Origin of the sequence: Sphingobacterium sp. UBA3519, from assembly GCF_002377215.1 — a bacterium.
Taxonomy (GTDB): domain Bacteria; phylum Bacteroidota; class Bacteroidia; order Sphingobacteriales; family Sphingobacteriaceae; genus Sphingobacterium; species Sphingobacterium multivorum.
The window spans coordinates 94,778-113,262 of sequence record NZ_DFPI01000022.1; the positions used below are offsets into that span (position 1 = coordinate 94,778).

The following is an 18,485-nucleotide window of genomic DNA, read 5'->3' on the forward strand; positions in this document are numbered from 1 at the left end:
AGGTAAAATAAAGTATCAGCAACCTAAAGCAGACAACGATATCTGCCGGTCACCCGGGATTTCAGCCAAATGAAAAATGGATTTCACGTTATTAACGAGTGTTTTTGTCCGTAAAGACTTTGTATAGCAGAATTACGACAGAGGACTAAAATCGGCATAATTTTAGCGTCTTAATAATTGCTGAATAATTGCTGAGCCGCTATATTAATACGCTAATGAATAAAATATTGAGATTTTTCGATCTACATCAGGGAGAAGACCGAAAGGAGGCTGTTCTAGAAAATGTTGTGAGCAATATCTCTTTTCGCGGTGCTAATGCATGGATTCTAGCATGTGCAATTGTGGTTGCATCTGTAGGGCTAAATGTAAATTCTACAGCGGTAATTATCGGTGCTATGCTTATATCTCCATTAATGGGCCCGATTGTTGGAGCTGGATTTGCGTTGGGGACATTTGATTTCCCCCTCTTAAAAAAATCATTAAAAAATCTATTGATAGCAACTTTAATAAGCTTAGTTGTTTCTTTTATTTATTTTCTTTTAAGCCCCTTCAAGGAAGCGCAATCCGAATTATTAGCGCGTACATCGCCCAATATCTATGACGTAATGATTGCACTATTTGGTGGTTTAGTAGGGGTTATCGCTATTACTAGGGTAGACAAAGGTAATCCTATTCCTGGCGTTGCCATAGCAACAGCCTTGATGCCCCCACTTTGTACTGCAGGCTACGGATTAGCTATCGGTAATCTCAGTTATTTTGCGGGTGCTTTATTTCTATACATCATCAATTGTGTTTTTATCTGCATTGCTACATTTATCATTGTCAAATATTTGCGTTACCCCAAAACTCATTATATCGATAAAAAACGCGAAAAAAGAATTACTCAAAGTATTACCATCATCACGATTATTCTTGTATTGCCAAGTGTCTATTTTGCATACAATCTACTGCAAGAAAAAAAATACACCAGCAAGGTAAACCAATTTGTTCAACAGGAACTCAGCAACAAAGGTTACACTGTTATCTATGAAAAGCTGGAGATGAATAGTAATCCAAAGAAACTTGAACTTGCCTTTTTATCAAAAAAATTCAGTGACAAAGAGGTAGAATCTTTACAGCGTGTAATGGAATCATTTGGTATTACCAATACTAACCTTGTCATTCATCAGGATAGTTTAGATTTAAAATCTAGTATTCTAAGCGAAATAGACAGACGTACAGCAGCTGTAAGTGAAAAGGATCTCACGATACGCGCCCTAAACAATGAATTAGCGAAATACCAGTTGGCCAGTCCGCAACTTGATCGCGATATCGCTGTATTATTCCCCGAACTGAATTCCTATAGCATTGGTGTCCAACAACATTATGCAAAGGCCGATAGCGTCGCCAGGATCGTAGCATTTATATACGCTACCAAGACCCCACTTCCATTAGCGCAACACGAAAAATTACAACAATGGTTGCAAAATCATTTTCCTAAAGATAGTGTAGCGATTATTAGTCAATAGTAGGCAATCCATCGGAAAATATATTTTTAATAGCATCTGCTCAACAAGCAAGTAATGGAAAAATTAAAAGATCAGGACCAGCCATTCGTGTTTTTTAACGATTTAAGGAAAATATAACACAATACTGGAAAGCCTACATAGTAAATAACGACAATGAACAGCGGAAATATTCCTTCAGGTCTAACCGGATCGACGGCATGAGCTTTTACCAAAAGTTGCAATCCAATATTTTTTTCCTTTGAGAATACGACCATTGTTGTGAAATTATAAGCAAAATGCAAAGCAATTGGAAATATTATTTTACCTGTTTTTATACATATACGCGCTAGTAAATAACCAAATACACCCGTCGACATAAGAACTCTTGACATTTCAAACACATGTCCGATTACGCCATATGAAAACCAGTGATAAACTCCAAAAGCTATGGCTGTTATGAATGCAGCTTTTGTCTTCCCAAAGCGACTGACTAGCATATACAATAGAGCTCCTCTAAAGATCAATTCTTCAAATATAATTGCTTTTGATACATAATAAAGACTTCGAAAAAAATCTCCAAGTGTATACTCTGGGTTAAATTTATAAGGATTTTCTACCAAATAGGCTATTCCCAAATAGAGGATAACCAAATAAAACATTGGTACAACCAAACTTAAAAATAACAGTTTGCCTTTCGCATAAAAGCCCAACACCCTAAGATCCTGGTGACAGAAGTGTTTTAGTAAAAACCAAGAAACCAACAATTCAATAACAATAGCAATCATACTTTTTTTCTACAAAGCTATGGCCTTAAATCATTTAATTTTACGACATTTGAATACGTCGCAAAATGCCGTAAGATGACCAATAAATCAAGTAAAGAAAAAATTGCACTTCTGATCAAAAATGCACGTATAAACCGAGGCTACTCACAACAGCAACTTGCTGATCTGGTCAAGCTTAATCTGCGATCCGTACAGCGTATTGAAAATGCTGAAGTCCTTCCAAGGGCCTATAACCTAAATCTTATAGCAAGGGAACTTGAGCTGGATATAGCAGTACTGAAAGAGGAAAGCAATATTTCAGATACAGCAGAACCTGACCAAATCAATAATACATTTAATAAACCTCGAAAACTCATACTAAGTATCGGTATCGGATTGATTGGTATTTTATTAATAGCCGCCTTTCTATCACAATCAAGTGGTTTCCCGGAAACGAGCTTTGAACTGTTTTTGTTGCTTGCTTTGGTTGTTGTGGTTTATGGGATCATACTTTGGACCATTTGGCGTAGTTAACAATCTACTACTTTACGATAGATGCATCTTGTATAAAAATTTCAACCCGAGTCCTGTCTTTTTCGTTAAGCTTGACATATCCTTTTAAAGTAATAGGGTTCTCCTTCAACCAAATTTTATCGTTGTTAGCCAACGTAATCTCTACCATCGGTGGAATTCCATTTTGCCCACAAAACATGCATTGTAAAACAGGTAAAACGGACAATAGGAACCTGTTATGTCGGAGACCTGTCTTGAGCGGCACCATATACCCCTGAAGTTCCACCTTCATGCCATCCATTTTTGCAAGCTTACTGGGAAAAAATGGCGTGTATATCGTTTTCCCATTTTTCTTGTTCACTTTATACAACATGGTATCAAAGGTTTTCCAAACTTCATTCATGAGTGGCTTATGGTCTGCTAAATGCTGAGATTCCAACCCCGTTTGTGCCAAGACTGAATAACACTCTCCACCTAAAAAAATGAATAAAAAAACAAGAGTAAATTTCTTAAACATAGCCTATTAAAGATGTGACAATCAAATATAGTGAAAAAACATTACATGCAACTAAATTGCATTTACTACTTTTTCACTATATTTATAAAAATAAGTTAACAACTCCTAATTGCAGGAGCCTTCGTATATCTAATCAGCGTACACTAACAAAGGAATTATTTATGAACACATCATTAAAAAGAGACATCTCCTCCCCCATCGAAAATCTAGGCGATCTTCATATCATGACTTCGATTGATACACCTATGCGACATGATGCATTTACACGAACCGACAGCGAGAAAATTAAAAAGATCGCGCAGCTTTTTCAGGATATCATGCATGAACTAGGCCTTGACCTCCAGGATGATAGTCTCAGTGGAACCTCCTATCGTGTGGCTAAAATGTATATCAATGAATTGTTCTATGGCCTCAATCCAGCCAATAAGCCCCAACTTTCCACATTCGAAAATCGATATGGTTACAACAAACTATTGGTTGAGAAAAATATACGTGTAAATTCAGCCTGCGAGCATCATTTTCTGCCAATTGTGGGGCGAGCGCACATTGGTTATGTAGCAAAGAAAAAAGTAATCGGATTATCAAAGATAAATCGTGTAGTAGATTATTACGCACACCGCCCACAGGTACAGGAACGGCTTACGTTACAGATTTTTAATGAACTTAAATCGACCTTAGAAACGGATGATATTATTGTGCTCATTGACGCAGATCATCTCTGTGTATCAGCACGGGGAGTTAAAGATACGACCAGTAGTACAACTACCATGGAGTATAGTGGGATATTCGCATCGGAAAGTCAAAGAAATGACTTCTTTAATTTATTGAAATAAGATACCATATGGAATAATTTTCCATGTACTTCTGACAATTATAGATCGCATATTTAATCATAAAAAATGAATAAAAGTCATGCTCGCCCTGTCACGATACTGACAGGCTTTTTAGGTGCCGGAAAGACTACTTATCTAAACGCCCTAATGAAATCATATCCGAACAAACGTTTTGCTATTATCGAAAATGAAATCGGCCAACTCAACGTTGACAGCATGTTACTGACTGAAAATTACGGACAACTTGTTCCACTTCAGGAAGGCTGTCTCTGTTGTACGCTAAATGACGAGCTCTATAGTTCGCTTGAATTACTTTATAAAAAACAAGATAGTTTTGACGAGTTGGTTATCGAATGTACTGGTTTAGCCATACCGACTGCAATTATAGAGCCCTTTACGACGCACCCGATATTCCATAACTACTTCCCTTTAAAAAAAATTATTTGTCTCGTAGATGCCGCTCTTGTCGAAGATCAGATCAAGGAAAGAGATGAAGTACTCAGACAAATTATGGCGGCTGACGCCATCATCATTAATAAAACCAACGATGTACACCCAACTTATCTAGATTCGCTGTACAATTATTTAGCGAACCTAAATCCACTTGCAAAAACTTTATATTCGAAAGGAACAATGGAATTTCCTTTTGAAATAATTGAAGATATAGTGTACACAAAGAAAATAGAAACGTTTTCTTTTCTCAAAAACCTGTCCCCCAATAAGACGACAATATTAGGTCAATCGAGTTTCGGAAAATCACATCTCAAAGATATTTCGACACGAATCTACACCTTTGCCGAAGAGTTTAATTTCGTCAATTTATTCCTTGGTTTGAGCAAGCTTGTCGGAAAATATACAAACAGAATCTACAGGGTAAAAGGAATCGCATTTAAAAAAAATAGCGACAAAAAAATCATTATTCAAGCTGTAGGTTCTCGTATCGAAATGAGTTATGGCAGCCAATGGAAACAGGAGGATAAAAAGTTGAATACGATGGTTTTTATCGGGAAAGAACTGGACAGTCTGTATATAGAGCGCCTTCTCACAAGGCTACTGGAAAATCATTCCAATTAATAAGAGGTAAATACCATCATCGATGTACGATGTCTTAGAATTGCTGCGCTCGATAGTGAATTCGCGCACGGCTTTTCTAAATTCCACTGTGGAAGCTTTAAGGTGATTAATTAATCTATCAATTTATGTAGATTTATATTTCAGCCGCGCTCCAAAGAAATGCAATCATTTCCTGACGAACCAGCATACGATACTTGCATTCGGAAAGAAATTTGGATTCTATTGAGGTAGCAGTTAACAGATCGCATTAAAAATCATAGGTCAATGTATAATAAAATTATAGATTATGCACAGATTTACTTGTTGCTGAATTAGAATTTTCCGTCATTTGTGTAAATGATTTTTTAGCTTTAAAAAAATCACAGCTAATTATTGACATGGCTGCTACAAATCGAATTACACGGAGCAAATAACATAACCTATTTTATCCGTAATTTGTGCGTACTCCCAGATTGAATTATTGAAAATCATACAACATTAAAACAACAATGAAAAAATTAACACTCGCCCTAATTTTCTTGGCTGGAGTCTACACACAGCATGCGGAAGCACAGACAGCAGGTACAGTACCCGACAAAGGACTTGATCTGAGCTTAATGGACAAATCTGTACGTCCACAGGATGACTTTTACAACTACGTAAGCGGAACCTGGATGAAAACGGCTAAAATTCCTTCCGACAAACCCACTTGGGGAAGCTTCAATAAATTGGCAGAAGATACGGACAACAATTCGATGAAAATTCTGAACTCACTTTTAAAAGATAAATTTCCTGAAGGAAGTGAGGGCAAAAAAATACAGGACTTGTACGCCTCCTATATGAACTTGCAGAAGAGAAATGCCGATGGGATTAAGCCCATCCAGGGAAATCTAAGCAAAATCGATGCGATAAAGAACCTAAAAGATCTTCAGAATTATTTAACTTCCGTAACCAAAGAAGGTGAGAATAATTTCTACGGCTGGGGGGTCGGTGCTGATTTAAAAGACTCTAAAATGAACGCGGTTTATTTAGGAGAAGCGTCCTTAGGTTTGGGAAGAGATTATTATCAAAAAGAAAATGAAAAAAATACCGAAGCAATTGCGGAATACCAAAAGTATGTAGCTTCCATGTTAAAGGAATTGGGGTATAAAAATGCTGAAACTGCTGCAAAAGGGATTGTTGACTACGAAAAAAGCATTGCAAAAACCTACCTGACCAATGAACAAAGCCGGGATAATACATTACAATACAACCCGCAGACTTTGGCTGAGCTATCTGCTCTAGTCAAAAATGTAAATCTACCTGAGTACCTCAAAAAAGTTGGCGTCAATACAGAAAAAGTAATCATCGGAGAATTAGGTTATTATAAGAACTTTGACAAATTGGTCAGCAACCAGAACCTTCCTGTCATTAAAGATTACCTTAAGTTTCATCTTATTAATGGAAGTGCCTCTTATTTGAGTGAAGAACTGGGAGATATGCGATTTGCTTTTTATGGGAAATATTTAAGAGGCCAGCAAGAGCAAAGAGCACTAAACAAAAGAGGATTTGAACTTATCAACTCCACTTTAGGGGAAGCTTTTGGGAAGTTATATGTTGAAAAATATTTTCCTGCAGAAGCCAAAACGCAAATGGTGGAATTAATTGACTATTTAAAGAAAAGTTTCGCACTTCATATCAATGATTTAACATGGATGTCCTCTGTCACCAAAGTTAAAGCGCTTGAAAAACTAAATAAATTTACCGTAAAAGTTGCCTATCCTGACAAATGGAAGGACTATTCTAAATTAAATATTCTATCGGAAAACAAAGGTGGAAACCTGTATGCTAACTTGCAAAGTATCACCACATGGCGATATGAAAGAGATTTGGCGAAAATCGGAAAAGCAGTAGACAAATCAGAATGGGGAATGACTCCACAAACAGTAAATGCCTATTACAATCCTGTAAACAATGAGATCGTGTTTCCAGCAGCAATTCTCCAACCTCCATTTTTCAATCCACAAGCTGACGCCGCGGTTAATTTCGGTGGTATAGGTGCTGTAATTGGCCACGAAATGAGCCATGGATTTGACGATTCCGGAGCGCAATTTGATGCGGATGGAAACTTGGTCGACTGGTGGACACCAGAAGATAAAGCCAATTTTGAAAAAGCAACAAAAACACTCGCAGCTCAATACGATAAATATGAACCTGTAAAAGGCACTTTCGTCAACGGAACATTTACAAACGGTGAAAATATCGCGGATTTAGGAGGTGTAAACATTGCTTATGATGCACTTCAACTATATTTAAAAGATAAGGGAAACCCAGGTGAAATAAGTGGATACACACAAGACCAACGTTTTTTCCTAAGCTGGGCAACGGTATGGAGAACCCTATCCAATGAAAAATATATGGTCAACCAAGTTAAAACTGATCCACACTCTCCAGGATATTTCAGAAGTTTTGGTCCATTGATCAATGTTGACGCTTTTTATAAAGCTTTCGATGTTAAACAAGGTGACAAACTTTACAAAAGTCCAGAAGAGAGAATTAAAATCTGGTAATAAGCATTATACAGGAGCTGTCTCAAAAAAGGCAGCTCCTGTAATTTTCTTTAATCCAATATCTATTTCTTTTGTGAACCAACCAACCCCAATATCGAAAGCCCCACTAGTAACATTTTGTTTATAATTCACTAAATCATTTTAGTATACTTATATTCATATTCTGAAAAACCAAGAAGTATACCATGATAAAAACCAAAACCTCAATTTTTGTGCTGGCACTATCGTTCTTCGGTTGGCTTAATGCTTTGGCACAACAGCCACAGCTTTCAACCCCATGGACAGCAATAGCCAAGCAAACAGAAATCCCACTTTCCGAATATCCACGTCCCCAAATGGAAAGGAATGAATGGCTATGTCTCAACGGTAAATGGGATTATATAGGTGGAAAGGATGCTCCGAACGCACTAAATCCTGCTGTCCCAATTTCCTTTGACCACAGCCGAGAAAGCATTCTTGTCCCCTATTGTCCAGAGTCCTATTTATCCGGAATACAACGCAAACAAGAAATTAATCTGTGGTATCGTAAAAATTTCGAGCTACCTAATCATTGGAAAGGGAAAGATATTATACTCCATTTTGGTGCAGTGGATCACGATGCAACTATATTTGTAAATGGTAGAAAAGCTGGTACTCATTCAGGTGGCTACGACTCCTTCTGGATCAACATCACTGAGTTTTTAAAGGCCGGTCCAAATAACATTGTCGTCGCAGTGCATGACAAGAACGACGGTAAGTATCCTTCGGGCAAAAATGGACCTCGAGGCGACTATACATTTTCTTCTGGCATATGGCAAACTGTGTGGATGGAACCAGTAAGCAAAAACCATATACAGGGAATCAAATTGTTGCCTCAAGTAGCAGAAAAACAACTAAAAATACAGGTCACTAGCACAGCGAAGGCAAAAGTTACGGCCATCGTTTCTTCAGAGGGAAAAGAAATTTCAAAAACGGTAATTCAGTCGGGCATGGAATTTAATATCCCGGTAGAAAATCCAAAACTTTGGTCTCCTGACTCCCCCTTTTTATACGATTTAAAATTAAGTATACATGGGAAGAATGGAGAAATCATTGACGAGGTTAAGAGCTATTTTGGTATGCGTGATATTAAACTTGGTAAGGTAAACGGAATTGTAAGGCCGCTCTTGAATGACAAATTTGTGATGCAGCTCGGTCTCCTGGATCAGGGGTATTGGCCCGATGGTATTCTAACAGCACCTACGGAAGAAGCTCTCAAATATGATATCGAGTTTACCAAAAATGCTGGTTATAACCTTATTCGTAAGCATATGAAAACCGAACCCCAACGGTTCTATTATTGGGCAGATAAAATGGGACTGCTTGTGTGGCAAGATATGCCCTGCCTTTGGTATCCCGAAGAAGATACTACGATTTATCGAAAAGCATTTCGTGATGAATACAAGGCCATCGTTGACGACCACTACAACTCGCCATCCATTATCGCCTGGGTTCCTTTTAACGAAAATTGGGGCGCTTTCGATGTACGCAATATTACCGACTGGACCAAACAATATGACCCTTCACGTTTAGTGAACGGTAATTCGGGATTTAACAACAATCCATCTTACCAAAAAGCTTATGGTGACCCCGGAAATGGAGATTTTGTTGACACCCATATCTATGTTGGCCCAAAGGGTGCCTCAGAACCTGATTCGAAAAGGGCAGCTTCCCTCGGAGAGTTTGGTGGCGTAGGCTTATTTGTCCGCGGTCACATGTGGCCTGTCGAAAACAATGCCTATGCCTACGAACCCACTATAGAGGCACTCACAGACCGTTATATATTCCTAATGGATAATGTCGAACAATTGCTCCGATACAAAGGATTGAGTGTTGCTATTTATACGCAAACTACCGATGTGGAACATGAAGTCAATGGCCTATTGACTTACGACCGTAAAATACAAAAAATGGATCTTGAAAGAATAAAAGCAGTCAACCAAGCCGTGATTAAAGCTGGAAATGAATTGAATTAGCGGATACAGATGTTCGCTATTTCGCTCTCAAAGAATTTTCAAACGATTCAACTGAAACAGCTGTTCTTTTTGCAGAAGTGTTTAATAACAGATCAACGGGTAACACTATTATGGCAAAATATTCAGAAAAAGCATCTGAGAAAGTTGAAAAGACGATGCACGAAATGAAAGAAGGAAAATTAAAATCTGGTAGCGGGAAAAAGGTAACATCACGAAAACAGGCGATTGCTATCGGCCTCTCCGAAGCAAAAAAAGAAGGTGCCAAAGTACCCAAAAAAAAATCCTAGCAAGTAAACTTGCTAGGATTTTCTCTTTAGCCCAAATTATGCTTTTTCATGCGGCAATCTACAGTAGGGATTTTTTCTTGTCTGTACCATCATAAGGATCTGACAAAACATTTTGACTATCCTCGACATCTATAAAATTTTGATTTACATCTACGGGTGTATAAATATGAACACTGCTTCCATTTCTTTTTTTGAGATAATATTGAATCTTTGTTGTATCAATATTGGTCACATCTGAAGCTGTCCATATCATTTTATGACCTGCACCATCAATCGTTATTACTGTATCATTGCCACGAGCGATGATACGCTGCAGTCCCAATTCTCCTTTTCGATCACCTTCTCTTGTCAACAAATGTGTGTTACCATCTTTATCAATCATCCTGATCTGTTGATTATTGTTGCATCCAACTAAAAGGATGAAACTAAACAGAAGAAATGGAAGGGTCGTTCGTATTATTTTCATATCGTTCGTGGTATAACTCAATATAGTTTAACGACGAGACACAAAGATGCTGCCAAAATACAGCTGGCATGAAAGATACCTTCCAAAAGTTGGTGGATTTACCCCGAGTAGTGATCGCCTCCAGCAAACAACCTGCTGCTAATTCACATACAAAAACTATCTGTCTCTATTTTATATTCGTTTTTTTTATCAGACGGCTGGCACTTTCTGCTGCAATGATCAATGCTGCTGCAAGCATAATTACATCTTTCAGGACTAATCTACCGGCCGCGGATAAATAAGGAAAACCATAATTAGGTGACGGGAAATCTCCATCTAGCTTTGGCACAAACGCCTCTGGAGTTGTTATCAGGAAAGAAAGTGTAACCAATGACATAAGCACGGTACACAATGCCCCAAAAATTCCGATTTTAGGATACCAGATACCTAAAAATATCATCAGACCAATTGAAACAATTACAAAGCCAAGTATATAAGAAAAAATATAAGTTCCATTTTCTTGGTGCCATGCAATATTTTTCTTTACGACACGACCCTCCGGATTTTTAAACAACTGGTATTCCGGTATTAGCTCTCCGTTTTTATCCAACACCCGTTTTTCCGTATTATGATAAAAAAAACGCATTGCCGGACTATTAATAACAAAAGGAACTATACCATCAGCTTCATATTGAAATGCTTTTAATCCTCCAATCCATGCCATCACAATAAAAATTGAAATTCTAGCAAAGTTTGTAAAGATATATTGTGACTTTGCCAATAGCTTTATTATTTTCTCCATAACGTAGTTTGTTTAATACCATGCAAAACTAAACAATGGCTTAAATCCACAACATGGACAAATAGATCTATAACATAGACTTTTCGGCAACAATTGATAAACCGACCCGCTTCCGAAATACCTTAGGAGATACGCCTACCATCTTCTTAAAAAATCTACTGAAATAAAACTCGTCTTTGTACTGCAAATTGGCTGCTATTTCTTTAATACTTTTGGCCGTCAAATGGAGCTGTCTTTTACTTTCCAATACGAGGCGTTCCTGGATCAACTTTGAAGGGGATTTTCCCCATTTCAATTTTATTTTTTTCGTAAAAACGGCTGGACTTAAACCATAGTTCGCTGCATAAAAGGTAACTTCTTTATGCGCTTTATAATTCTTTTCCAAAAACTGCTCAAAGTCATCAATAATATCTCTATGAGCCCAATACGGTTTTTGTAGGTCGTTAAAAAGTAGCTTTTGTCTACTCGCCAGCGCTAAAATCAGCTGTAAATAGGTTCTGCTCAATGACTGATCATAGGATTCCGACGACATTTTGAGCTGATCTATTTTTTCCATGATAGTTGATATCTCATGATAAATAGCTGTTGAGAGCAACACATGAGGTTGCTGGTAGATGTTGTTGAATAGAATTCCATTACAGGCAACTTCATCTTTATGATATTCTATACAATAGAAATCGCCGTGAAATTTTAGCACACTAAAGGTACTTTTCTGCACCACATCCATCGTAAACAACTGATAGGGAGACAAAAACAAAACACTTTTAGGATCCGCATGGTATGTCACCAAATCAACCGAAAAACTCGTCGCTTTCTCAAATAAAAGAATGCAGTACAATGGTTCACTAATGTTGAATCTACCGGCAGATAATACTAATTTTTCAAACAGGATATGGGAATAGTTCATGTTATTAAGCTAAAATATGAATTTAATCGAACCTATTCATCCGGTCTTAAGCTTCGCTTCAAATGATAAAACTTAAGTAGAATATGGTCATACCATAAGGCAAATAAAAGCATACTAGCCGGTAACAATAATGTTTTCAGTTTAAAATATTGAAACATAAAGCCGCCTACAACTCCCCCAATAAAAAAGCCTCCAATAATCATCAACTTAAGAAAAATACTTTTGTGTAATTTCACTTTTTCAGCAATTTCTCTATAAAAAAGTAACTGCGAGATTTCAATACCAAGATCAGTAAACAATCCCGTCAAATGCGTCGTTCTGACAACTGATTGTGACACCTTCGTTACCAGGGCATTCTGAAGTCCCATAGCAAAAAGCAGGGCAAATGAAATTATGGTTGGTAACGTTGGCCCTGCTTTTAATAAAGCTGGGAGCAGTCCTACATTAATTAAGATAATAGACTCCATACAAATTGGAATGATATAAGCGTTATGTGATTTCTTTTTTGAAGCTAATTCTACAATAAAACCTGAAACGGTAGCTCCCATTAAAAAAAAAGCAATGTATAACAGATAAATCAAAGCCATCTTATAATTAATTAAAATCAACTGTTCTGAAAAAAATGCGAAGTGACCTGTGACATTCGTTGTTAAAGTGCTAACGGCAAGAACACCTGTAATATTGACCAAACCCGCCACACAAGATAAAATAGAGGCTAACTTTAAATTATGAATATAATTCCTTCCTCTCCCTTGATGCCTAAACATTTGAATTAATCTTTATAAATTAGAGAAAATAGATGAAAACAAGATTCATTTAAGGTTTCAGTAAATCATATACCCTGACATAATCCACCTCCATCTCTGCAGGAAATGCGCTGCTATCGACGCCTTGCACACCGCCCCAATCTCCACCAACGGCCAGATTCAATAGTAAATGAAATCTTTTATCAAATGGCCACACGCCATTGCCTTTTCCTTCATTTGGAAAACTGTAGATCTGTAAATCATCCACGAAACCACGAATATACTCGGGGGTCCAGTCTATCCGATAATTATGAAACTCCGATGTTGCCTGATCAATTCGTTTCATCACTCCTTTTTGAGTTCCGATAGAATGATTATAATCCTTTGTATGAACGGTAATATGTATTGCATTCTCGTCATAACCGACATGCTCCATGATATCTATTTCTCCCGAATGTGGCCATCCTCCGTAAACCCAATCTGTCGGTAACATCCAAGCGGCTGCCCACGTACCTTTCCCTTTCGGCACCTTGGCTCGGACTACAAATCGACCATATAGAAAATCGCCCTTGTTTTTACTCACCAGCCTAGCAGAAGTATAGTTCAACCCTTCATATTGTTCTTTTATTGCAGTAATACGTAAAACACCATTTGCAACACTTGCATTTTTCCTGTTTGCATCTGTATAGTATTGAAGTTCATGATTTCCCCAACCATTATGCAAGGAGCCTACATCATATCCCCATTTTTTTGCGTCCGGAAGACCATCGTAATCGAACTCATCACTCCAACTGGGCATTTCAGCAAACTTATATTCTCCTACATGTGTACTATCGGGACTTACGGAAAGTATTGCGATCAAAGGAAGTATCCAAAAGCTCATTATGTTTATATTTTATACAATTATTGATAAAGCTAATGAAAAATATGAATAGATTACCTCACATCGGAGACGCAATTTAAAGCTCCGTTAGTAATTATAAAATCGCGACTACTAACTTTAGTTTAATCATTTTCCCTTTACTAAAACGTGTACTATCAACCAATGGAAAGTGATAAGCAGGAGGAGATTACCCGCAATTAATATAAATTACGCTTAAAAAAGGTAGGTACAGTCAGGTTGCGATAAATTGCTTTCGTAAGATTTCGGGAAAATATACTTTTGAAAAAACTTTTAGGACTGTACGACACAAGTAAAAGATCAATAGCTTCGATTTCCACCATGTAGTCGATACAACGTGGTATAGGCATATTGTAATCTAAACGATTGACCGCATTTTTTTCCACATAATCAATTTTATTAAACGAAAATTGGGCGGATAACTTTTGTTTCCAGTCTTCAATATCTTCTTGTTTTGGAGAGATATACTTTTGTGTTACGTGCAACAGGCTGAGATTAAATTTCTCCGGTACACGTAAGGTGAAACTGTCGAGTAGATCATATTCGGACGCTTTAAAATTGCTCAGTAATGCGATATTTTGCAACCCAAATTTTTGGAAAGTGATGGGTACTGCCAAGACACCGATTGGACTCTTTTTTATCAGGGCGAAGGTATTGCTTCCCAAGACAGCTTTCTGTATCATACCTTTACCTTTAGCTCCCATGACGATAAAATGATATTCCTTTTCTTGTAGTAAGTTTAGTACCGTTTTTTCCAAGTTGCCGGCCAAACTTACGGTTTTACAGCGGAGATCAGGAAATTCATCGTCGATACGTATCTGCCAGTCCTTGAGCATGCTTTCAGCCTCTTCCTTCTGAGGCTTCAAAAACATATTCTCCATTTTCGCATGGACACTGTCTTTTATTGGGATGGTATAAGTATGCAGAAGTTCTACTGTCCAATTAAATTTTTTAGCCAGATTCGCCGCATATCGAATAGCAGTCCATGAGTTTTCAGAAAAATCGGTGAGTACGAGAATTGTTTTGTCCATAAATATTTTGCAGATAAATCAGCGCGGATTATTAGTATTACAACAGTAAAGAAGGCAGAAGGTTTTTAATAATCAATCAAAAGAGAAACTTAAAAAAAAGGTTTTCAAACGGGGAGAATGAAAACCTTAAATAACCAATTATAAACCTAAATTATGATACAACAAAGATAAGCATCAAAAAAATAAAATCCAAAATAAACTACCAAAAAGATAGACTTTTTTTTCACTAAGGAATCAGTACAGCCCTTCCTTTGATCTTACCGTTGCGCATTCGATCATAAACTTCGTTAGCCTGATCAAGCTTAAACTGCTCAATTTCAATATGAATCTTCCTTTGCCTAGCCAAACCTACAACTTCCATAAGCTCAACCCGAGAGCCCCAATACGGGTTTGTCATACTCACACCAAAAGGAAGCCCCGACATATTGTACTGGTAGTGTCCCCCGCCTAATCCAACAATTGTCAGGTCACCATCCAAACCAACAACCTTTGTTCCTAGATCTATAGTCGATGTTGCGCCGACAAAATCAATCACTACTTTAGCTTTTTTTATGCCAGTAATCTTATTGATTTGTTCGGCTGCATTTGCATCTTTCGAATTAACCACATAGGCTGCGCCGAGTTCTTTAGCAAAGGCTAGTTTTTCTTCGGTGACATCACAGGCGATAATTGAACTCGCGCTTACTTCATTTAGTATTTGTAAGGCAACATGGCCCAAACCTCCAACTCCGATCACAACCACATACTCATCTGCTGTCAATTTGCCTATCGAACGTTTTATCGCCGAATAAGGAGTAAGTGCCGCATCCGTTAATGGCGCAGCAATAACTGGATCTAAGTCATAAATTGGGACCAGTAAACGCGAAGAAGGGACAAGCATATATTCCGCCATCCCTCCATCAAGGCCTAGCCCACCACCATAAGCCATTTCCGACTGGTGATCACAATAATTTTCCTTTGATTGCTGACAGGGTTTACAGTGCCCACAGCCCCAAGGGCCATAGACCAGTACCGCGTCTCCTTTTTTATAGTCTTTTACATCCGATCCAACTTCTTCAATCCAGCCCGCATTTTCGTGTCCCAAGGTAAATACCGTACCTACAACGGTCCCCTCATCTATAATGTGGAGATCAGAATGACAAACACCTGCACCACCAATTTTTAGTAATACTTCATCGCCCTTAGGAACGGGCTTCACAAGATCATTCACAACGCGGACATCTTTATGCCCAAAAAAACGTACTGCTTTCATATTGAAAATTTTTTGTTGACTAATAGAACTACAAATAAGAACGATATATGTTTCAACGCATATGAAGACAGCGGCAACATGTAAGTCTTATTCCAAGAAAAAGTATTGCAGTCCCCTGATCGTATTACCTAACGGGCAAGTCAAAAGTATTCATGCAATAAAGGCCGGCAACTCGAAGATATTTATGTATTTTTATCGGGAATCAAAGGATAAAAATACATGCTAAAAAAAGGTGAACATATTGAAGGCGTTACTATGGAACTCCAACAATTGTTGGATACGGACGAAAAAGCCAATGCTTTTTTTGAAACACTTTCCAAATCATACAAACAAGGCTATTGTGATTGGGTTGGATCAGCAAAACAGGAACAAACCCGAAAAACAAGAGCTGAAAAAGCAATACAAATGCTACGAAATAATCAGAAAACGTTAAAAACCGTTTAGAATAGCCCAATTGGATATTAAGGTGGTCACTTATCAAAAAATACTGCAAGCCATTCTTACTCAATTGAAAGAATAGATTAAGCCAAACTAAAAAAACAACGAAAATCACCCCGAAAAACACCTAAAAACACAACCAATTAAAGAAAACTAAAGCTATTTAGGTCATATTTTTTAAAAATATATCCTAAACGCAATTTCAAAAACGGAATTTAAGTAATTTTTACACAATTAACCACTAAAACACCGTCAGTTTAAACACTTTGTAACAATATTACATAAACTTTAAAATTTCCATACCTAAATCACTTGTATCATTTTTAAAGTTTAATTACATTTGCTTTCAAGGATGCAAGGAAAATTCCATCAATATCTGTTCGGCGTAGTTTGCGCAATACTTATCAGTTTTGGCTGGTATCATGTGCCAACACCAAATAATATTCCCTCCTGCAATCTTCACGCTGTCAATCACTTCAACAAGCAAGTAAAAAGCGAAGATTATGACACCAAAGTTATTCGCAAAACTAAACGTCCTCGACATGAAAAATTAAGGGCTTATTTTTCAGAAAATGATAATGAAAACGACGACACGGGAAGCGATTCCAATAGCCCTAACTTATTCGCACTTAAAGGAGATGGTTTTGGAAATCTAGTCTCTTATATCCATCCCGAATTTCACAATACACGCACAGCAGTTTCGCTTGCAAATTCCAACCAGCTTACTTCACGAAAAAACGCCCTATATATCCATTACAGTGTATTCAGGCTGTGATTTTTTAATAATTTCTTAAAAAAACCTCAAAATAGCTTTCAAAACCATTTGGAAGCAGGTCACACTATTGTTCAATTTTTCGAAAATAATTAGAAAACTATTATCATGGTCATGAGAAGCTTTATGTATATAAGCCTGTGCCTTATTATTCTATCGACAAGCTGTCAGTCAGAAAAAAAAGACAAAAAAGAAGCTGCAGTTTTCAATGTCACTACTCCTTTGGTCAAAGATACAATTGTCAATAAAGATTATGTAGCCCAAATCCGTTCGATCAACCATATTGAATTGCGCGCACAGGAAAAAGGCTACATTCAATCGATATTTGTCGATGAAGGTCAATTTGTACAAAAAGGACAACCCCTCTTTAAAATCATGCCCAACCTCTATGAGTCCGATGTTAATCGTGCTAAAGCAGAGGTAAAATATGCTGAAATCGAATATCAGAACACCAAAAATCTGTCCGAAAAAGATATTGTCGCTCCGCAGGAAACTGAAATGGCAAAAGCAAAATATGAAAAAGCCAAAGCTGAGTTAGCCGCTATGAATACCCATCTCAAATTTACTGATATCGTAGCACCGTTTTCCGGAATCGTTGGTAAGCTTCATGTCCGTAAAGGAAGTCTTGTCGATGAAGGTGAGTTGATCACAGAGCTGTCCGATAACAGTAAAATGTGGGTTTACTTCAATGTACCCGAAGTCGAATACCTCAATCAAATGGACGCAAAACAAGACAACAGCCCGCTGCATGTACGGTTAAACATGGCCAATGGAAAAGAATTCGGTCATGAGGGTATTGTTGAAACAATTGAATCAGACTTCAATAATGAAACTGGAAATATTGCCTATAGAGCGACTTTTCCAAATCCAAAGGGATTATTGCGTTATGGCGAGACAGGTAATATCGTCATTACATCGCCCTATAATAACGCGCTTATGATACCGCAGAAAGCTACATTCGAGGAGCTTGAAAAAAAATATGTTTACGTTATTACAAAAGATAATAAAGTAAAAGCAAGAGAAATAAAAGTTGCTGCCGAACTGCCGCATATCTATGTTGTTTCTTCCGGATTGGGCAAGGACGAAAAGATTCTGCTGAATGGACTTCGCATGGTACAGGAAAACCAGACTATTGAATCCAAATATCAGACTCCGGAGAAAGTCATGTCAAACTTAGATTTATATGCAGAGTAA

The 18,485-nt window shown here is 37.5% G+C and carries 19 protein-coding genes; 10 read left to right on the top strand and 9 right to left on the bottom strand.

Annotated features, from left to right (window positions below; translation table 11 throughout):
* The first annotated feature begins 215 nt into the window (after positions 1–215).
* Complete coding sequence (locus tag B3297_RS11460; RefSeq protein WP_070566881.1) at positions 216–1,508, top strand: DUF389 domain-containing protein; 1,293 nt, start codon at positions 216–218, stop codon at positions 1,506–1,508.
* Between the two features lie 71 nt (positions 1,509–1,579).
* Here B3297_RS11460 and B3297_RS11465 read toward each other — a convergent pair whose 3' ends face one another.
* A complete protein-coding gene (locus B3297_RS11465; protein ID WP_070566883.1) occupies positions 1,580–2,272 on the bottom strand; it encodes a CPBP family intramembrane glutamic endopeptidase in 693 nt (230 codons plus the stop codon).
* 75 nt (positions 2,273–2,347) lie between these two features.
* On the opposite strand from B3297_RS11465, the gene B3297_RS11470 reads away from it, so the two are divergent.
* Positions 2,348–2,785 carry a helix-turn-helix domain-containing protein gene (locus B3297_RS11470; RefSeq protein ID WP_070566885.1) on the top strand — a complete coding sequence of 146 codons (438 nt, stop codon included), beginning with the start codon at positions 2,348–2,350 and terminating at the stop codon, positions 2,783–2,785.
* A 7-nt stretch (positions 2,786–2,792) separates the two neighbouring features.
* Here the strand turns inward: B3297_RS11470 and B3297_RS11475 are convergent, their stop codons facing one another.
* Positions 2,793–3,281 (bottom strand): hypothetical protein, encoded by a 489-nt coding sequence (locus B3297_RS11475; protein WP_070566887.1) that lies wholly within the window; start codon positions 3,279–3,281, stop codon positions 2,793–2,795.
* A gap of 161 nt (positions 3,282–3,442) precedes the next feature.
* Here B3297_RS11475 and folE point away from each other — a divergent pair, with 161 nt between their 5' ends.
* From folE to B3297_RS11500, 5 genes are all read left to right on the top strand, one after another.
* On the top strand, positions 3,443–4,114 hold the full coding sequence (gene folE / locus B3297_RS11480; protein ID WP_286778921.1) for a GTP cyclohydrolase I FolE: 672 nt from the start codon (positions 3,443–3,445) through the stop codon (positions 4,112–4,114).
* 66 nt (positions 4,115–4,180) lie between these two features.
* Positions 4,181–5,188, top strand: coding sequence for a CobW family GTP-binding protein (locus B3297_RS11485; RefSeq protein ID WP_070566891.1), 1,008 nt, complete (start codon positions 4,181–4,183; stop codon positions 5,186–5,188).
* Between the two features lie 488 nt (positions 5,189–5,676).
* On the top strand, positions 5,677–7,716 hold the full coding sequence (locus tag B3297_RS11490; RefSeq protein ID WP_070566893.1) for a M13 family metallopeptidase: 2,040 nt from the start codon (positions 5,677–5,679) through the stop codon (positions 7,714–7,716).
* Between the two features lie 185 nt (positions 7,717–7,901).
* Positions 7,902–9,710, top strand: coding sequence for a glycoside hydrolase family 2 protein (locus B3297_RS11495; RefSeq protein ID WP_083295991.1), 1,809 nt, complete (start codon positions 7,902–7,904; stop codon positions 9,708–9,710).
* A gap of 110 nt (positions 9,711–9,820) precedes the next feature.
* The gene (locus B3297_RS11500) at positions 9,821–9,997 is read left to right on the top strand and encodes a DUF6496 domain-containing protein (RefSeq protein ID WP_167450483.1); all 177 of its coding nucleotides are present in this window, start codon (positions 9,821–9,823) and stop codon (positions 9,995–9,997) included.
* Positions 9,998–10,055: 58 nt separating this feature from the next.
* Here B3297_RS11500 and B3297_RS11505 read toward each other — a convergent pair whose 3' ends face one another.
* From B3297_RS11505 to B3297_RS11535, 7 genes are all read right to left on the bottom strand, one after another.
* Positions 10,056–10,463, bottom strand: a complete 408-nt coding sequence (locus tag B3297_RS11505; RefSeq protein ID WP_139145018.1) for a hypothetical protein — start codon at positions 10,461–10,463, stop codon at positions 10,056–10,058.
* 166 nt (positions 10,464–10,629) lie between these two features.
* Complete coding sequence (locus B3297_RS11510; RefSeq protein ID WP_046675093.1) at positions 10,630–11,244, bottom strand: DUF417 family protein; 615 nt, start codon at positions 11,242–11,244, stop codon at positions 10,630–10,632.
* A 67-nt stretch (positions 11,245–11,311) separates the two neighbouring features.
* Positions 11,312–12,151: a helix-turn-helix domain-containing protein gene (locus tag B3297_RS11515; protein WP_112375861.1), complete on the bottom strand. Its 840-nt coding sequence runs from the start codon at positions 12,149–12,151 to the stop codon at positions 11,312–11,314.
* A gap of 32 nt (positions 12,152–12,183) precedes the next feature.
* Positions 12,184–12,918 (bottom strand): YoaK family protein, encoded by a 735-nt coding sequence (locus B3297_RS11520; RefSeq protein WP_286778922.1) that lies wholly within the window; start codon positions 12,916–12,918, stop codon positions 12,184–12,186.
* A 49-nt stretch (positions 12,919–12,967) separates the two neighbouring features.
* Positions 12,968–13,780 carry a glycoside hydrolase family 16 protein gene (locus B3297_RS11525; RefSeq protein ID WP_070566900.1) on the bottom strand — a complete coding sequence of 271 codons (813 nt, stop codon included), beginning with the start codon at positions 13,778–13,780 and terminating at the stop codon, positions 12,968–12,970.
* Positions 13,781–13,977: 197 nt separating this feature from the next.
* A complete protein-coding gene (locus B3297_RS11530; protein WP_070566902.1) occupies positions 13,978–14,829 on the bottom strand; it encodes a universal stress protein in 852 nt (283 codons plus the stop codon).
* 226 nt (positions 14,830–15,055) lie between these two features.
* The gene (locus B3297_RS11535) at positions 15,056–16,081 is read right to left on the bottom strand and encodes an NAD(P)-dependent alcohol dehydrogenase (RefSeq protein ID WP_070566904.1); all 1,026 of its coding nucleotides are present in this window, start codon (positions 16,079–16,081) and stop codon (positions 15,056–15,058) included.
* Positions 16,082–16,300: 219 nt separating this feature from the next.
* Here B3297_RS11535 and B3297_RS11540 point away from each other — a divergent pair, with 219 nt between their 5' ends.
* The 3 genes from B3297_RS11540 (at position 16,301) to B3297_RS11550 (ending at position 18,485) form a co-directional block, all read left to right on the top strand.
* Entirely contained in the window at positions 16,301–16,525 is a 225-nt protein-coding gene (locus B3297_RS11540; protein WP_070566906.1) for a YdeI/OmpD-associated family protein, read from the top strand.
* Between the two features lie 346 nt (positions 16,526–16,871).
* The gene (locus B3297_RS11545) at positions 16,872–17,294 is read left to right on the top strand and encodes a hypothetical protein (protein WP_070566908.1); all 423 of its coding nucleotides are present in this window, start codon (positions 16,872–16,874) and stop codon (positions 17,292–17,294) included.
* Between the two features lie 111 nt (positions 17,295–17,405).
* Positions 17,406–18,485, top strand: a complete 1,080-nt coding sequence (locus B3297_RS11550) for an efflux RND transporter periplasmic adaptor subunit (protein ID WP_254667720.1) — start codon at positions 17,406–17,408, stop codon at positions 18,483–18,485.

Bases quoted from the DNA above. Each gene is read 5' to 3' on its own strand.
- B3297_RS11545 (WP_070566908.1), top strand. From the start codon at position 16,872: ATGCAAGGAAAATTCCATCAATATCTGTTCGGCGTAGTTTGCGCAATA.
- B3297_RS11550 (WP_254667720.1), top strand. From the start codon at position 17,406: ATGAGAAGCTTTATGTATATAAGCCTGTGCCTTATTATTCTATCGACA.
- B3297_RS11505 (WP_139145018.1), bottom strand. From the start codon at position 10,463: ATGAAAATAATACGAACGACCCTTCCATTTCTTCTGTTTAGTTTCATC.
- B3297_RS11470 (WP_070566885.1), top strand. From the start codon at position 2,348: ATGACCAATAAATCAAGTAAAGAAAAAATTGCACTTCTGATCAAAAAT.
- B3297_RS11520 (WP_286778922.1), bottom strand. From the start codon at position 12,918: ATGTTTAGGCATCAAGGGAGAGGAAGGAATTATATTCATAATTTAAAG.
- B3297_RS11465 (WP_070566883.1), bottom strand. From the start codon at position 2,272: ATGATTGCTATTGTTATTGAATTGTTGGTTTCTTGGTTTTTACTAAAA.
- B3297_RS11495 (WP_083295991.1), top strand. From the start codon at position 7,902: ATGATAAAAACCAAAACCTCAATTTTTGTGCTGGCACTATCGTTCTTC.
- B3297_RS11500 (WP_167450483.1), top strand. From the start codon at position 9,821: ATGGCAAAATATTCAGAAAAAGCATCTGAGAAAGTTGAAAAGACGATG.
- B3297_RS11530 (WP_070566902.1), bottom strand. From the start codon at position 14,829: ATGGACAAAACAATTCTCGTACTCACCGATTTTTCTGAAAACTCATGG.
- B3297_RS11540 (WP_070566906.1), top strand. From the start codon at position 16,301: ATGCTAAAAAAAGGTGAACATATTGAAGGCGTTACTATGGAACTCCAA.
- B3297_RS11485 (WP_070566891.1), top strand. From the start codon at position 4,181: ATGAATAAAAGTCATGCTCGCCCTGTCACGATACTGACAGGCTTTTTA.
- B3297_RS11460 (WP_070566881.1), top strand. From the start codon at position 216: ATGAATAAAATATTGAGATTTTTCGATCTACATCAGGGAGAAGACCGA.
- folE (WP_286778921.1), top strand. From the start codon at position 3,443: ATGAACACATCATTAAAAAGAGACATCTCCTCCCCCATCGAAAATCTA.
- B3297_RS11475 (WP_070566887.1), bottom strand. From the start codon at position 3,281: ATGTTTAAGAAATTTACTCTTGTTTTTTTATTCATTTTTTTAGGTGGA.
- B3297_RS11515 (WP_112375861.1), bottom strand. From the start codon at position 12,151: ATGAACTATTCCCATATCCTGTTTGAAAAATTAGTATTATCTGCCGGT.
- B3297_RS11490 (WP_070566893.1), top strand. From the start codon at position 5,677: ATGAAAAAATTAACACTCGCCCTAATTTTCTTGGCTGGAGTCTACACA.
- B3297_RS11525 (WP_070566900.1), bottom strand. From the start codon at position 13,780: ATGAGCTTTTGGATACTTCCTTTGATCGCAATACTTTCCGTAAGTCCC.
- B3297_RS11510 (WP_046675093.1), bottom strand. From the start codon at position 11,244: ATGGAGAAAATAATAAAGCTATTGGCAAAGTCACAATATATCTTTACA.
- B3297_RS11535 (WP_070566904.1), bottom strand. From the start codon at position 16,081: ATGAAAGCAGTACGTTTTTTTGGGCATAAAGATGTCCGCGTTGTGAAT.